This window comes from Microbulbifer sp. CNSA002, from assembly GCF_047324085.1.
Classification (GTDB): Bacteria; Pseudomonadota; Gammaproteobacteria; order Pseudomonadales; family Cellvibrionaceae; genus Microbulbifer.
Window position 1 is genome coordinate 3,462,710 of the sequence record NZ_CP172449.1, and the last position, 15,895, is coordinate 3,478,604.

The window sequence follows — 15,895 nt, forward strand, 5'->3', positions numbered from 1 at the left end:
GTTAATTTCTATTATTGATGATCAGCCAATAGCATAAGCAGCATCAAAGTTAAGAGCCAGGCACCCAATAAGGAGCTAACCATGTCCCGCTATATCGAATCCGAACTCAAGCCGTTTAACGCCAAAGCCTACCAAAATGGCGAATTTCACGATGTAAGTGACTCTGACGTCAAAGGTAAATGGGCCGTATTCTTCTTTTACCCCGCCGACTTCACCTTTGTATGCCCCACTGAATTAGGCGATCTGGCAGACAACTATGAGGAGTTTAAGAAGCTGGGTGTAGAGATCTACTCAGTCTCCACAGACACTCACTTCACCCACAAGGCCTGGCACGATTCCTCTGACACCATCGGTAAGATCCAGTACCCGATGATCGGTGATCCTACCGGTACCATCACCCGCAACTTCGGTGTAATGATTGAGGAAGAAGGCATTGCCGACCGCGGTACTTTCGTAATCGACCCGGAAGGTCGTGTTCAAATTGTGGAAATTACTGCTGGCGGTATCGGCCGCGATGCCAGTGAGCTGCTGCGCAAGATCAAAGCTGCCCAGTACATCGCTGCTCACCCCGGTGAAGTTTGCCCAGCAAAATGGAAGGAAGGTGAGGAAACCCTGGCCCCCTCTCTTGATCTGGTAGGCAAAATTTAAGTCTTCCCAAGCCCTCACAGGATTGGAACTGGCCTTGCCCGCCCTTTTGGCGGGCATTGTCGTTAATCAAATATTGCTAATCCGTGTTAATGGCTTCTTTGCTTCGCAATAAGTGACAAAAGCAAGCAACATACAACTCCTCCCAAGAGGAACACAGGAACTACAAAGATTGCGGTTTGTATTCCATAACTTTCGTCTAACCATCCCACCAAAGCATGGGCCAGAATCAAGAAAATTCCCCCCATACCTAAGGAGAATGAAACTGTAAAAGGGGGATTCTTACTACAATCTGTCAACCATTCCATGGCATAAGGAAACAAGTAGGATAGTGTCAATCCACACACTGGGAACCATAGTGGGCTCACCCAGTAGCCCAGAGAAAATACGGCTGCTGTCGATAAAAAGGAGACTACCAACCAAAAAAAAGCACTTCCCTTCAGCAGGATAAAAGTGAAGGCCACTCTCCCTAAACAAAGCAATCCGAAAAAGATTGAAAGCAAAATATCCGCCTCAACGGCCCAGTGCCCTCCCCTAGCTTCAAGAAACAGCACCATCCTACTCGCCAATATATGTTCAGCTCCGTTGTAGGCAGAAACAATAAACCCACCACCAATTGCGATCCACCACTCTTTCGGTTCTTTATCTCGTTGGCTCGCCTCTTTAAAGGCGCCAGGGTTAAAAGAACTCCCATTTTTCCTTAGTTTTCCTTTTCTTCTTATTAATCCAGACAAGATAAAAAATAATATGCTTGCAGCTATCCCCCCAAACAAATAGAAACCGCCCTCCCACCCAAAGTGAAATTTATATAACAACCCAGGTAACAAAGGAGACAATATGGAGGCAACCCCATAGGTACTATGTAATCCACAATAACCTTGACGAGTTAAGTTTTCAGGCACAAAAAGGGGGATTGCCACATTAATCAAAACCATGCTCCCTCCGGCACCCAAACCAAAGAGGAAGCTGCCCAGAATAAGCAGGGTAAACGAGTACAAATATCCAGAAATACCTGAAAGTACCGACCCTACCCCCATAAACACTACGAATAATGCTAACCCAGAGATCACTCTGATTTTTTTCACCCAGAGAGCCCCTGACAAAGTCATAAGTAAGGCAGAAAAAGTGGACAGGAAGAAAAAGGTGGAGCCTTTTGTTGGGGAAACAGAAAAAAATCTAAAATTTTTGGATAAATTGGAGCTTTATAGACCTCCACAAAGCCCAGTAAAAATAGAGCCCCATAGCATGACAGCAATCCAAACCAATAGATGTTGCGTTTCACGCAGCCCTTCTTTTGATATATTGATCACACTCTTCAATCATTCGGATTGCTTGTATAGAGTCGGCAAGAGGAAGATCCGGTGATTCAATTAAGTTTTTCTCAATGCATAACTGAACAGCCTGTGCCTCATAATAAAGCCCTTCAGAATTTGGATAATTAAACCTGCCTCTTATTCTCGGTAATGGGAATTCGTACAACTTAGTCTCATTATCTGTCCTTCGATCACCAGTGATCCGCGTCACTGACACCCTAGTTGGACAATGTGCCGGGGCAAACACTTTTATCCGCCCTTCTGTGCCATAGATTTCCAACTCTTCCGCACCCTCAACCAGATGACTCCAGGAAACTACAGCTGTTGATCCACTATCGAAGTGCGCATAAATGAGTCCGGCGCCATCCTCCTGGAAACCGTAGTTATCCAGCACCCCAGAGAACTCCAGGTCTGATATCCCCCTACCCAATACCATCAGCGCCGTGTGGACAGGATACACACCGGCATCCATACCAGCTCCCACCTTCCATTTTGGAGACTGCAACCCTTCATCCTTACGCAGGTCAAAGCTCAAATCTGCACGAAGCTGGCTTACCTTACCTATATTTCCAAGACTAATAATATCTCTACAGTATTTAATAGCAGGGAAGAACCTCATCCACATCCCTTCCATGCAAAACAGCTGTTTTTTATTGGCAAGCTCTTTAATCCTTACAGCATCCTCAACTGTTAACGCCAGAGGTTTTTCAATAAGAACAGGCTTACCTGCCATTAATGCTAATTCAGCATGTTGTCGGTGTAACTCGGGGATAGTTGCAATATAGACAATGTCAATATCAGGATCAGAAACAAGTTCCAGGTAACTGCCATAAGCCCTACTTGCTCCATAACTATTCGCAAACTCTCTCGCTCTATTAAAATCCCTGGAAGCTACAGCAAACACTTCTGAGGAATCCAGGTAGTTGAGGACTAATGCAAAATCATTTGCTATTCTTCCACAGCCTATAAATCCCCAGCGCAGCCTTCCCAAAGGTAGTTTTTTAGCGCTTTGATGACTGGTCAAGTCTAATTGCTTAGGTAAATACTCCTCCTCTGCTATTTCATCAGGATCCAATATGAGCTCTGGATGACGAGTAAGCCTTTCTTGCAGGTCATACCAAGCGCTTTCCAGATAGTTCGCCTCTATCTTATTGACCCAAATACAGTTTCCTAGCGGGGCTGGGAGAGGCGCTCGCAAAGTACCGGAGCGATGAATCGAGATCTGTTTTATTGCCGTCTTGTATACATCCAGGCTCAGCCCTTTGACACTAGCTGCAAGTCCCAGCTGCACGTAAATTCCAAACAGTAACTCAATGTCTGCCTTGGATATCAATCCCATTTTTTCAGCTACCAGCGAAGTAAACAGGCAATCAATGCCCACAGCTTCACCATGCATCAACCTAAAAGCCTCATCACGCTCCAACCAGCGGGATAACGTATGTCCAAAGTCCATTGGTCTGGATAAGTTCTCTTCTTTTAAGTCTCCCGCAATACTATCCAGCATGGCATCAATACAATTTATCAGCAGTTTATAGGATGCATCTCCCGGCAGGCCATCAGGTTCTAAAAAACTATTTTCCAACAGAGTGGCACCCTGAGCTGACAAGGTATCGAGCACATCCTTATTGAATACCACTCCAACCTTAATCATTTCACCAATCGCACTTTTTAATACCCGCTGTGGATTAGTTTTCAAGAAAGAGGGATCAATAATGGTATGCAAGGGACAATGAAAAGCACCAATCCCATTCTTAATATTGTGGTTCACACTGACTTTAATGCCGATAGAGGAGTCAATCATTCCCATTAGAGTCGTTGGAATACGTATCCAAGGGGTATTGCGTCGCCACACCGCACTGACAAACCCAATCGTATCGGTTACCGCCCCTCCGCCCATAGCTAAGATTGGCTCCCTGTAGCGAAGAGGATTTACCTTCCATATCTCATCAATCATACTGATAAGACTATTAATATTTTTTGACGGTTCGCCACCCTTCATAACTATCGGGATGAACTCAACCCCCATGGACTCTTGCCACTCGGTAATACCCTTCCCATAGAGCTCCCATACCTTGTCGTCAACACAACAAATAATTCTGTTCTGCGGCGGCCTTAGGAGTTCTATAAGGAATTTATTACCAGGATTAAAGAGTCCATGGTGGTACCAGATTCTTTGGTTTGTTGGTGCCTGACAAATAGTATCTGAAATTTGTACGATAGAATGATGGCTTTCATCTTCTCTTAATTGAGCCTTAATAGAGGGCTCTATCGCTGCGGCCAATTCAAGAACACCACATGCATGAAGCAGTCGCGGCAGGCTCAAGTATTTCTCATCATCGCTATCTAGAATGGATTCAATAAACAGCCGCTTCAGATTGTAATAATCTCGCTCAAACAAGTAGCAATACCACATCCCTCCCTTTTCTTTTCTAGTAAGCTCAAGTGCCCGATCAAGCACATCTTCCATGGCCTGCCGAATAAAAACAGGGTCGCCTCGAAGGCCTTTTCGCATCGCTATGCAATTTTCTACGCCTTCACAACGGGTAGCCAGAAAAGAGAAGCTTACTCCTAGATTAGTTTTTAGCGTGAAAGACAGCTTTTTGAAGTCCTCGATATCACCGAAGCGCTTCTGCACGGTTTCATCTCGATTCACTACTACATCAGTAATGTTGTGAGGAGCAAGATTCCACTTTGCTATACAGAGTTCAAGTTCATGGCAACACTGGTTGAGCAGCATACCTTCGGAATTTTGCCTAAAGATGCTTTCCAGGTTGGCTTCCGGATGCGGGTTGTGATGAATGAATCCGACACTCCTGGACTTCAACTTCCATTGCTCGTTAAGCCTCTCGGCTCTATCCACGTAATTTGCGATATGCTTTTGATAGCCAACAACAACATTTACATTGTTTCTGTCGGCGATCCTTTCCATTTCACGCAGCTTTTCCAGCGAGTCTGCACCAGGTTTTTCTAGGTATATATTCCTATATCCTTTACTAATTACCGATTCAAAAACCCCCTTCGCGTGTGGAGTCCTCACCGAGATAACAACCAAATTTTTTAAGGAGGGATGCGCATCAGGTATTTGCTCCACCGAGGAACAAGTTTTGAAATCGCCATACTGAGCTTTTAGCCTTGCCATCTCATTTCGGAAAACCATCCCTTTTTTAGATGACTCGGCATCCCTGGAAAGCCAATACTCTTCAACAATCGCATCTACCACTACATTTCGCATATTCATTAGCTGAGACAAATGCAGCCATCCGATTGACTCCCCAGGCAGACCGACACCAACCACCGTGACATGCACCACATTCTGATTCATAGCGGCAACATTTAACCTCACATCCGCTGGCACTACCCAGATCGTCAGAACCGGGCTCGCACTTCTAACTTATTGCTAATGTGCGCTGATTTACGACTCAACTCTTTTTTGATGCCTGAGGGTATAGACCGCGATCAACACTTCTATATGTCGTCTTTGCGGCTCAATAGACATCAGGATGCGCCGATAAGGTTTCACCTAACGGCTGTCGCTTTGCCAAAGCCATTAAATAGCGGCTAAACACCCAATCAATCAAATAGCCAACAACGATTGCCAAAAGCTATCACACGCATTTACATTAATAATTTTTATCAAAGAGCATCGACCGATAGTATAGATCCCACTTCCAAACAACGACCAACAAGACAGTGATAAATAAGGAGCTATCCATGTCACGTTACATCGAATCCCAGCTGAAACCCTTTAGCGCCAAGGCTTATCAAAACGGCGACTTCTTCGATATCAGCGACGCCGACGTTAAAGGCAAGTGGGCCGTATTCTTCTTCTACCCCGCAGACTTCACCTTCGTCTGCCCCACTGAGCTGGGCGATCTGGCGGACAACTATGAAGAGTTCAAGAAGTTGGGCGTTGAGATCTACTCCGTATCTACCGATACCCACTTCACCCACAAAGCCTGGCACGACTCTTCCGACACCATCGGCAAAATCCAATACCCGATGATCGGCGACCCCACCGGCACCATCACCCGCAACTTCGGTGTGATGATCGAGGAAGAAGGCATCGCCGATCGCGGCACCTTTGTAATCGACCCCGAAGGCCGTATCCAAATTGTCGAGATCACTGCCGGCGGAATCGGCCGCGATGCCAGCGAGCTGTTGCGCAAGATCAAAGCTGCCCAGTACATCGCCGCTCACCCCGGTGAAGTCTGCCCGGCCAAGTGGAAAGAAGGCGAAGAGACCTTAGCCCCCTCCCTAGATCTGGTAGGAAAGATTTAACCCAAATACCTCTGACCCGGCCCATCAAAAGGTGGGCCACAACCCAGCCTTAAATTGTTAGAGAAAGGACACACCGATGTTGGACGCAAACCTGAAAAAACAACTGGACACTTACCTGCAGAATATCGTCAAGCCGATCGAGATTCGTGTGTCCACAGATAACAGTGAAAAATCCAAAGAGCTGGAAGCGCTGGTAGATGAAATCTCCGGACTCTCCAACAAAATTACTGCACAGCAGAGTCAAGCCAAGCGCACGCCGAGTATGGCCATTGCCCCTGCCGGAGAGGAACCCCGGGTTAGCTTTGCCGGTATTCCCCTGGGACATGAATTTACCTCACTCGTACTGGCACTATTGCAAGCGGGGGGCCATCCCTCAAAAGCAGACCCGGAGCTACTGGAGCAGGTACGAAACCTGAAGGGTGAATTCCACTTTGAAACCTATATCTCCCTCTCTTGCCAAAACTGCCCGGATGTCGTCCAAGCACTGAACCTGATGACAACCCTCAACCCAAACATCACCCACGAAATGATCGACGGTGGCCTGTTCCAGAAGGAAGTTGAAAAGCGCAATGTTATGGCTGTACCTGCGGTTTACCTCAATGGTGAACACTTCGGCCAAGGCAGGATGTCCCTCGAAGAGATTGTTGGAAAACTGGATACCGACGCAGCCGAGCGTAAAGCTGAAGAACTGAATGAAAAAGCACCCTACGATCTTTTAGTGGTAGGGGGTGGCCCAGCGGGCGCAGCAGCTGCTATTTATGCCGCTCGCAAAGGCATTCGCACTGGCATAGTGGCAGAACGCTTCGGCGGTCAGGTGATGGATACCGTAGGCATCGAGAACTTTATCTCTGTACCCTACACCGAAGGCCCCAAGCTCGCAGCCAGCCTTGAGCAACATGTTAAAGAGTATGGTGTTGATATCATTACCGATCAACGCGCAGCCAACTTGCGACGCAACGAAATGGTAGATATCAAACTACAAAGCGGTGCGACCCTATCCAGCCGCTCAGTAGTATTGGCTACCGGTGCCCGCTGGAGGGAACTGGGGGTTCCCGGCGAAGCCGAATACCGCACCAAGGGCGTAGCCTACTGCCCCCATTGCGACGGCCCCTTCTTTAAAGGTAAGCGTGTAGCCGTTATTGGCGGCGGCAACTCGGGCATCGAAGCAGCGATCGACCTCGCCGGAATCGTCGAGCACGTCACCGTGCTGGAGTTCGCGGACAAACTGCGTGCAGACGAGGTACTGGTGCGCAAGGCTCAGTTGATGGACAACATCGATATTATCGTCAATGCCCAAACCACCGAAGTCCTCGGCGATGGTAACAAAGTGAACGGCCTGGCCTATACCGATCGAGAGAGTGGTGAAAATAAGCAGGTCGAACTGGCTGGTGTTTTCGTACAGATTGGCCTGGTACCCAATACGGAATTCCTTAAGGAAACCGACGTAGTGATGAATCGCATGGGCGAAATTGTGATCGACGAGCGCGGCGCAACTTCAGTCCCTGGCGTTTACGCCGCCGGCGATGCGACTACTGTCCCTTACAAACAGATAGTGATCTCTATGGGTGCAGGTGCAACTGCAGCACTGGGCGCATTTGACTACTTGATTCGATCTTCGATTGACTAGCCCTTAAACGAACACAGGCCGGCACTTTGCCGACCTGTGCTTAAACAATTAAGTGCACAATAAACTTTCACTGGCCCCAATTTAAGATTTAGGATACTTCCAAAAGTAACTTAGTGTTTAAACACTGACTCTAACCCTCCCCATTAACTTCAGGATAGGCCCTCCAACACCTGAATTGCCCTATACTTTGATTTTCACCTACTTTTCAAAGGTATCCCGAGTATTTGGCGGCGACTAATCCCACTCATTAAAGAAAGCCACCTAAGTAAAGTAGGTAAAGCTGGCAGGTTAACTTCCATACAGATCATGTAGATGCCCAACTTAAATAGCTGTTACACCTTTCTAAAAGAGTCTTGAAGAATTAGGCGATGATTAACAGTTTCACCGTCATCTTTGGTTTTTCCGCATTCATCATCACTTTTTTTCTCATTCATAAATCTCTTCACATTGTTATTAAGAGCAGCTCAAAGGACAACATCGATAAAGCATGTCAGCTAATTTTGTACACTATTTTAGTCATATTTGGCGCTATCGCACTATATCAAGAATACGAAAGTATCGGCAAAATTGGCGCAACCAGATTTTTCCGACTTGCATTGCTTTATGGCGTATCAATGTATGCGTTTGAGATAATCTTCTTACAGATAAGTCGATTTAATCAAATACATCATATCTACTACATTATCCTTGGGATGATATTCATATACCAAGATTATTATCTTGCAATATTTCCTGCTATCTATTTTGTCGAGCTAACCGTTATTTTTGATCTAATCAGCTTTCTCACACGGAAAAGCAAAACTATAGGCTTTAAATTTTACGCTTTTTCGCTAATGGTTCACGGCTTTGTCTGGTCAATACCTTTATTTCTTTTTTACCTGATTCTTCAAGATGGATTCCCCAACGATACCTTTTTAGATTCCATTCTTCTCATTGCACTTTCTATAACCTTTCTTGCGTCAATCGGGCTCGCCAACAAAGCACCTACACTTATTACCAAGTTTGTTAAGTACCAAAGGGACAAATCTCCCTAGAAATAAAGAAAATTGTACTCGCATCAAACCGATCCGCTTCCAAAATTCTGGCCAGCACCTATATAAGACGCCCAACTTCGCATACAGAAACAGCAATGGAAGGTGTGATTTCACATGCCACTTTAGCCCCATATTTACAACAGAAACTAAACCTCTTCCTTTGATTTATATATATTATTAACAAACAGAAAACAAAGCCGATAAATTCGATAGAATATCAACCGGAATAACTCACTTATTCCCCCCCGAACATATGCCATCTATAAAAATTTAGTTTATCGACCTGGGAGTACCCCATGAAGAAGCCCAATTTAACGCTATTTCTCAGTCTATTATCTACCCTTGGATTACCTTTAGCCTCAAACAGTTTTGCTGTGAGCTGTGGCGACACGATTACTACCCAGGAATCCCTCACAGAAGATCTCTCTTGCGAAACCAATCCAGCCCTCACAATCGACGGCCCCGGTGGCGGGCTGAACTTAAATGGGTTTACTGTTACCTGTATAGAACCATTACATGAGGGCATATATCTAACAGGCCTAGCTGCAAGCCTGTTTAATGGTGTAATAGACAATTGCAATGACTCAATAGCACTTACGGAAGATGGTGTTCATTTTGTCAGTGATATTGAGATTAACAATCTTGTAGGTGTGGGCGTACGTATTGAAAGTAACAGTAATTTTGTTACCGGCATCGTGATACCTTTTAATGGTACGCAATATGCAATAGGCATAGAAACAGCTAATCCCGCAAGCCTCAATCAGATCACTGGAAATTTTCTAGAGTTCCCGGGATTTTCAGGAATATATATAGAGGGGCGAAGCAATACAGTCACCGGAAATGAAATTCTTAACCCTGGTGATTTTGGCATAGCTCTTGATTCCGATGGAGGGAGCAACTTAATCCTACTTAACACTATAATCAGTGACAGTAAAGCGAGAATACTCAACACCCTAAATGGCGATGGAGATGTGGGAATATCTGTAAGTTCAGATTCAAATCTCATTTCTCAAAATAGTATATCGAACAGCACCACTGGAATCAGAATCAACAATAGTGACAGCAATACCGTAAGCAGCAATGAAGCCGACAATAACATTGACTATGGCATAGTGATCGAGGGAACTAGCGCTGAATTCAATAACATTTTATCTAATACAGCCAATGACAATGGTATATTCGACCTTTACTCCCCTGATGATCCGAACTGCACATCTTCGAACAATTGGATTGGCAACATCTCTACAACCAACGATCCCAACTGTCTGGACTAAATATTCACTCGATTACATTCACACTCCCTAATGTACAAGCAATAGCTGAGTAGTATATCGCTGGCTGACAAATAGCATAAATAATCAGGGAGCCTCTGAATAGCTCCGTGATGCCTCTTGCCATGCAGAGCGGTCAACAATCAAGGCGTTGTTGCGTAGGGATGTCTAGACCTTTCAAGAAGTCGCAACGCGAAGTGTGAATCGCTTTGTATGTCAAGAGATAAAAACTTCAACCATCCTGCCTGTCTATACCTAAACAACCCCAACAATAAATAGCGCCCTAGAACAGACAAACATCCCACTTAAAGGCGTAGTAATAGATTCATTATTAGAAATAGCCCTTAAGCCCTCCTCTATCATTTAAATTAAGTATTATTAAAAATCATTAAAACAACTAAATATTGCAAGGGGAACACTGATATATCCTCACGAAATTCACCCAGACTAAAAAACTGCCTATCTAAGGTATCCGCAATAATTACTGACATGGTACAAACCCTATGAAAAAACTAACAATAGCCCTTTGTTACATCCTTTTAACAACCGCCGCAATATCAACCTCTATTAATAGCTATGCCGTTACCTGTGGAGGCAGTATCACTACAGCGGAGACGCTAACTGAAGATTTAAATTGCACTACAAATTTTGCATTCAGCATTGTGGGTCCATCAGGCAGCCTTAATATGAATGGCTTTACCGTTACATGCCCTCTCACAGCAAATAATGGTATAGTTCTTGGTGGGTTTTTTGCGAGAATATCCTCAGGGACTGTCGAAAACTGTAATAATAGCATTACATTAACAGGAGACGGCTCCCACCAGGTTGTAGATGTTGATATTGTTAACCCTACCTCTACTGCATTATTTGTTAGAAGCGATCACAACTTTATCTCCGGTGTTCAGATACAGTCGAACGTCCCTGACTCTAACTTTGGTATACGAATTGAAGACAATGATTTCAACCAGGTTTTCGGAAATACTGTTGATGGTATGGATAACGTTGGCGTGCAAATAGAGGGGTCTTCAAATAGTGTTTCTGGCAATATAATCACCAACACCTCTGACACTAATGGCTCTGGTGTTGGTATATCTATTGAACCCCCTGGCAGCTCCAACATAGTTACATCAAACATTATCGATCAGAGTGCAGGTGAAGGCATTTTAACATTTGAATCAGATTCAAACCTTATATCTCAAAATGTAGTAACAAACAGTCTAACCGGCATCGCAATTGATAATGCAGATAGCAATACAGTCACTATCAATAGCGTTAGCGATAATACGGATTACGGAATATATATTGAGGATGCAAATGCTAGTGGCAATAACATTTTATCCAACTCATCGCTAAACAATGGGAGTTTTGATCTTTACTCCCCCGATGATCCAAGCTGCACCGCCAATACTTGGTTAGGTAATACTTTTGTTACCAGCGACCCTTCATGCCTGAATTAAGCGAAAAGATTACTCAATCGAAGGTTTAGTTTGAAGACGATAATAAAGCTCCATATCGTCTTCTTACATAATTACCAACGCAACTTTAGGATTTACATTGAATTGGAATGCTACGCCTTTATCAACAGCACCACTATTTATTTATCAGTTGTTTAACAAAAATAAGTAAAACCTCCCATTAAACTAATGTCCCACTAAATCAGCACTTACCTCTCATAGCGTCTATCTAGGCCATCTATCAAACTCATACTTGTATCAACCCCATTCACAAGGAGTACGTGCCAGGTTGTCGGCCAAATTCCGATGATCAGGCTAGTGAACGGTGATTGATACGACCTCAACCTTGAAAATGCAATGGAAAACGACATTGGTCGTACAGTCTCATCACTAAAGGAGTTACTGATGAAGAATATTGCACCTCTAGCCGCCAGTATTGCCCTGGCAATCATTAGTCAGGGCGCTATCGCCGACACCAATACCGCTACGGTATACCAGGAAGGTCTTGGGAACACTGCGACAGCTGATCAAAGTGATCCAACCGCCACAAACAATACCATCGATCAAACTCAGATCGGTGATAACAACACCAGCTATGCGGAGCAATCCGCTAACAGTGATGGTGGCACGATTATTCATAATCAAACTGGCGATATGAATACAGCCGAGTCCTATCAGGATAACTCTGTAGGCGCCTATATCGAAATCAATCAGGGAGACAACAATCAATACGTCTTCACTCTCCAGTCATTTGTTGACGGTAGCACCATGTCCATTACCCAAGATGGAGATGGTCACAGTGCAACCTTAAATCAAACTAATAGTACCGATGATGTTATTGTGGTGACTCAAGCTGGAGTAAACCAAACCGCAGTTGTAACCCAGTCACTGACGTCAAACAGTGAAGTCTATGTAGATCAGCTCGGCGACTCCAACCTGGCGACCCACAATCAAGTCAATGGAGACTCCAACTACTCCTCCTCATATCAGGACGGTACTACCAACACCCTAAATGTGATTCAAACCAACGATGATCACGAGAGCAACCTCTGGCAAATTGGCGACAACAATGTGGCCATTCATAACCAGACGGGTTCAGATCACTACGCACTGACCGAGCAGCTTGGGACTTCCAACTTTGCCAATATTACGGCAACAGGTATTGGTTCTTCCGCTCAAACTTACCAAAATGGTGTGGGTAACGCCCAAACAACAACACAAATTGGCGATGCGCAATCTGCTTTTGCCAATCAAACCGGAAACGCAAACGTAGGTGTGATTCTACAGTAAACGCTTCATCTCGCAGTGCTGCCCATAAATGGGCAGCACCCATGGACTCATTGGCACCGAAAGACCATCTTCCAAAGAGTTATTTCCGAACTAACTCTTCCCTTACATCCACATACCTAGGAATAACCCAAGTTCTTTACCAACTTATATAGGCGATTTCGTGTTCGTCATAGATACAATCCGCACCGTTAGTTAGTCTCTCCGTCCCATCTATCAGGATAAGTCGCCTCTATCTGATAACGTACCCCCACGCCTAACTAGACAAAGGATAGCCAAGACTTCCTCGCCGTTCAGCAGCCCTATTCGCCACTTATCCTAATTTTTATCCAGAAGAAAAATATAGCTCTAAGATGGCAAGCATTCAGCAGGTGAACACAGAGAGAATAGTTATGCGATATATTCAAACTAGATATTCAAAGACCAACGCAAAGTTAAAGGCGCTCTTCGTAGCCGCCGGCCTGTTTTCTACTACAGCAAGTGCTAGTGGCATCGATGGGGAATGGAAGGCCACTATTCAAACAGAGAGTGACAAGGTGCTTCCGATTGTCCTCCATATTGATCAGGACAACGGCAAATGGACGGGGGTACTGGATAGCCCCTCACAAAAGACCTATGGAATAGAGATGTCATCACTGGAAGTTATCGGCAACAATATATCCTTCGAAATTGAGGACTTAGGACTCAGTTACGAGGGGGCGTACAACCCAGTAGTTGAACTTATGTTCGGTTCATTTACTCAAGGGAAGTCACTGTCTCTTAACTTCAGAAAGATAAATACTGTTCAGCCGGAGAATCGTCCACAGACACCAACAGGCCCCTACCCCTATACTATTGAAGAGGTAAGTTTTAAAAGTACAATCACAAATAATATAATCTCTGGGACACTAACCAAACCAAACTCAAGGATAAAAGCCACCGCGATCCTGATTAGTGGTTCGGGGCCGCAAGACCGGGATGAAACCGCATTTGGCCATAAAGCATTTGCGGTAATTGCCGACTATTTAACTCGGCAAGGGTACGCGGTATTGCGTTATGATGAACGAGGAATTGGTGACTCTACCGGGAGTTTCTCCACGGCAACTACCGAAGATTTTGCCAATGATACCAGTGCAATTGTGGATTATCTGAACAGTCGTAACGATCTCCCCAAAGGTAAAACGGGCTTGATTGGGCACAGCGAGGGGGGGATGATTGCCCCCATGGTAGCCAGCAATCGTGATGATATTGCGTTTACAATTCTTCTCGGCGGTCCAGGGGTTAAACTACAAGAGCTCTTTTTCGACCAGTGGCACAGGGATAGAAAGCACAGCGGTGTGACTGAGAAAAACCTACAAGAGTTACGCAAGCTTGATAAAATTATTTTTGAACAATTTGCTCATCTTCCCATTGGGGGAACTATCAGTGATGAGTTGCACCAATATCTCTATAAGACTGTTGAACTCGAAGGCTTGGAAGGAGGCAAACTGGAAGCTCAAGTTGAGGTACTTAAAAAACAGTATTCCACCCCTTGGTTTCGTTATGCATTGAGCTTCAACCCTGAGCCCTATTTAGAGGGTACAAAATGTCCTATTTTGGCTCTTAACGGCTCACTGGATTTTCAAGTTGATGCGGAAATGAACTTAGGCAATATAGAAAAGGTGTTGGGTAAATCCAATCATAAGGATTATGAAATTATTGAACTCGATAAAATGAATCATCTCTTTCAAACAGCCGAAACAGGTAGCTATGCTGAGTATGCGGAAATAGAGGAAACCTTTTCCCCTATTGCACTTGAGACGATGTCAATCTGGCTGAACGAGAGATTCTGATTTTATTTTCAACTAAACTCTGTGGCCCCAGAACAAGGGGCCACTTTATTAACATGTATTAATTTATGAAGTTACTGAAGTCCCCCGCACCTACGCCAAAATTCTTAGTGTACCATTTTGGCGGCTGGCTAATATTCGCCCTAGTGAACTCCATTTCTCGCGGGTTACTTACCGATGAAAATTTTGAGCAACTCGCCATACATGCACTCACCCTGATATTAACCTGCGGAGCTTTAACACTAATCATCAGAGAAATGATTTATCGCTTTGACCTCTTAGATAAAAACTGGAGGCAACAGTGGCCCTACTTCTTTCTATCCTCAATCTCACTCGCATTTACCTGTGCTTATATTTCAGTTATCTTTCTATTCTCATATTATAATTTAATGGGGTATGCCATTCCCGAATCAATTTGGCATAACGTACTTGGCAACTGGCTTATCATGACTATTTTATTGGTAAGCTGGACCCTAATTTATGTTACAGCAGTTAATCAAGACCGTTTACTCAAGGCTGAACAGGAAGCCATTCAACTTAACCTACAGCTCAATGAGGTTAAAATGGCAGCACTTATGGGGCAGCTTAACCCACATTTCCTTTTCAATGGACTAAACAATATCCGGGCCTTAATTCTCGAGGATGCTACTAAATCAAGAACGATGCTGACAAACCTCTCTGATCTACTGAGATATACATTGATGGCACATAAACAGAAAACCGTGCCACTCAGAGATGAGCTGGAAATTGTTTGTCAATATATCGACCTCCTCAAAATACAATATGAAGATCGTTTGACTTTCAAGTTGATAACTGATCCAGAATTGATGGGAGAACGAATCCCTCCTCTTATTATCCAACTGCTTACAGAAAATGCGATACGCCACGGAATTGAAAAGTCCAAGCATGGCGGTGAAGTAACCATCAAAGTATCCCACGAAGAGGAACACCTAGTCATCACGGTAGCTAACCCAGGGACCTTAGAACTAAACGCACCTATAGAAACAAAGCCCAGCAAAAAGAAAAATGAAAATACCGGATTGGGGCTAGCAAATATACAAAAACGATTGACTCTTCAATATGGCAACAACACATCCTTCCAGATAAAGCAACAAGGGCAGCAAGTTATTGCCCAATGCCATATTCCTACTTCATCTCTACAGTTGGCGGTATAATAA

11 protein-coding genes are annotated in these 15,895 nt (G+C 44.4%); 9 read left to right on the plus strand and 2 right to left on the minus strand.

The features are described from left to right. Positions 1-81 precede the first annotated feature (81 nt). Positions 82-648 carry an alkyl hydroperoxide reductase subunit C gene (gene ahpC / locus ACG1BZ_RS15335; protein ID WP_413662577.1) on the plus strand — a complete coding sequence of 189 codons (567 nt, stop codon included), beginning with the start codon at positions 82-84 and terminating at the stop codon, positions 646-648. A gap of 86 nt (positions 649-734) precedes the next feature. On the opposite strand, the gene ACG1BZ_RS15340 is transcribed toward ahpC (ACG1BZ_RS15335), so the two are convergent. Both ACG1BZ_RS15340 and ACG1BZ_RS15345 read right to left on the minus strand, forming a co-directional pair. Further along, the gene (locus tag ACG1BZ_RS15340; RefSeq protein ID WP_413665879.1) at positions 735-1,778 is read right to left on the minus strand and encodes an MFS transporter; all 1,044 of its coding nucleotides are present in this window, start codon (positions 1,776-1,778) and stop codon (positions 735-737) included. 145 nt (positions 1,779-1,923) lie between these two features. Then, the gene (locus ACG1BZ_RS15345; protein WP_413662578.1) at positions 1,924-5,208 is read right to left on the minus strand and encodes an iron-containing alcohol dehydrogenase; all 3,285 of its coding nucleotides are present in this window, start codon (positions 5,206-5,208) and stop codon (positions 1,924-1,926) included. A 461-nt stretch (positions 5,209-5,669) separates the two neighbouring features. Here ACG1BZ_RS15345 and ahpC (ACG1BZ_RS15350) point away from each other — a divergent pair, with 461 nt between their 5' ends. The 8 genes from ahpC (ACG1BZ_RS15350) (at position 5,670) to ACG1BZ_RS15385 (ending at position 15,892) form a co-directional block, all read left to right on the plus strand. Next, complete coding sequence (ahpC, locus tag ACG1BZ_RS15350; RefSeq protein ID WP_413662579.1) at positions 5,670-6,236, plus strand: alkyl hydroperoxide reductase subunit C; 567 nt, start codon at positions 5,670-5,672, stop codon at positions 6,234-6,236. 76 nt (positions 6,237-6,312) lie between these two features. Continuing rightward, positions 6,313-7,863 (plus strand): alkyl hydroperoxide reductase subunit F, encoded by a 1,551-nt coding sequence (ahpF, locus tag ACG1BZ_RS15355; protein ID WP_413662580.1) that lies wholly within the window; start codon positions 6,313-6,315, stop codon positions 7,861-7,863. Between the two features lie 368 nt (positions 7,864-8,231). Beyond that, the gene (locus ACG1BZ_RS15360; RefSeq protein WP_413662581.1) at positions 8,232-8,897 is read left to right on the plus strand and encodes a hypothetical protein; all 666 of its coding nucleotides are present in this window, start codon (positions 8,232-8,234) and stop codon (positions 8,895-8,897) included. A 296-nt stretch (positions 8,898-9,193) separates the two neighbouring features. Then, on the plus strand, positions 9,194-10,171 hold the full coding sequence (locus ACG1BZ_RS15365; protein ID WP_413662582.1) for a right-handed parallel beta-helix repeat-containing protein: 978 nt from the start codon (positions 9,194-9,196) through the stop codon (positions 10,169-10,171). 500 nt (positions 10,172-10,671) lie between these two features. Then, on the plus strand, positions 10,672-11,625 hold the full coding sequence (locus tag ACG1BZ_RS15370) for a NosD domain-containing protein (protein WP_413662583.1): 954 nt from the start codon (positions 10,672-10,674) through the stop codon (positions 11,623-11,625). Positions 11,626-12,027: 402 nt separating this feature from the next. Next, entirely contained in the window at positions 12,028-12,912 is an 885-nt protein-coding gene (locus ACG1BZ_RS15375) for a hypothetical protein (RefSeq protein WP_413662584.1), read from the plus strand. Between the two features lie 350 nt (positions 12,913-13,262). After that, on the plus strand, positions 13,263-14,720 hold the full coding sequence (locus ACG1BZ_RS15380) for an alpha/beta hydrolase family protein (protein ID WP_413662585.1): 1,458 nt from the start codon (positions 13,263-13,265) through the stop codon (positions 14,718-14,720). A gap of 65 nt (positions 14,721-14,785) precedes the next feature. Further along, the gene (locus ACG1BZ_RS15385; protein ID WP_413662586.1) at positions 14,786-15,892 is read left to right on the plus strand and encodes a sensor histidine kinase; all 1,107 of its coding nucleotides are present in this window, start codon (positions 14,786-14,788) and stop codon (positions 15,890-15,892) included. Positions 15,893-15,895 lie beyond the last annotated feature (3 nt).

Coding starts and splice junctions, on each gene's coding strand:
- ahpC (WP_413662579.1), top strand. CDS start 5,670: ATGTCACGTTACATCGAATCCCAGCTGAAACCCTTTAGCGCCAAGGCT.
- ACG1BZ_RS15370 (WP_413662583.1), top strand. CDS start 10,672: ATGAAAAAACTAACAATAGCCCTTTGTTACATCCTTTTAACAACCGCC.
- ACG1BZ_RS15385 (WP_413662586.1), top strand. CDS start 14,786: ATGAAGTTACTGAAGTCCCCCGCACCTACGCCAAAATTCTTAGTGTAC.
- ACG1BZ_RS15365 (WP_413662582.1), top strand. CDS start 9,194: ATGAAGAAGCCCAATTTAACGCTATTTCTCAGTCTATTATCTACCCTT.
- ahpC (WP_413662577.1), top strand. CDS start 82: ATGTCCCGCTATATCGAATCCGAACTCAAGCCGTTTAACGCCAAAGCC.
- ACG1BZ_RS15380 (WP_413662585.1), top strand. CDS start 13,263: ATGGCAAGCATTCAGCAGGTGAACACAGAGAGAATAGTTATGCGATAT.
- ahpF (WP_413662580.1), top strand. CDS start 6,313: ATGTTGGACGCAAACCTGAAAAAACAACTGGACACTTACCTGCAGAAT.
- ACG1BZ_RS15360 (WP_413662581.1), top strand. CDS start 8,232: ATGATTAACAGTTTCACCGTCATCTTTGGTTTTTCCGCATTCATCATC.
- ACG1BZ_RS15375 (WP_413662584.1), top strand. CDS start 12,028: ATGAAGAATATTGCACCTCTAGCCGCCAGTATTGCCCTGGCAATCATT.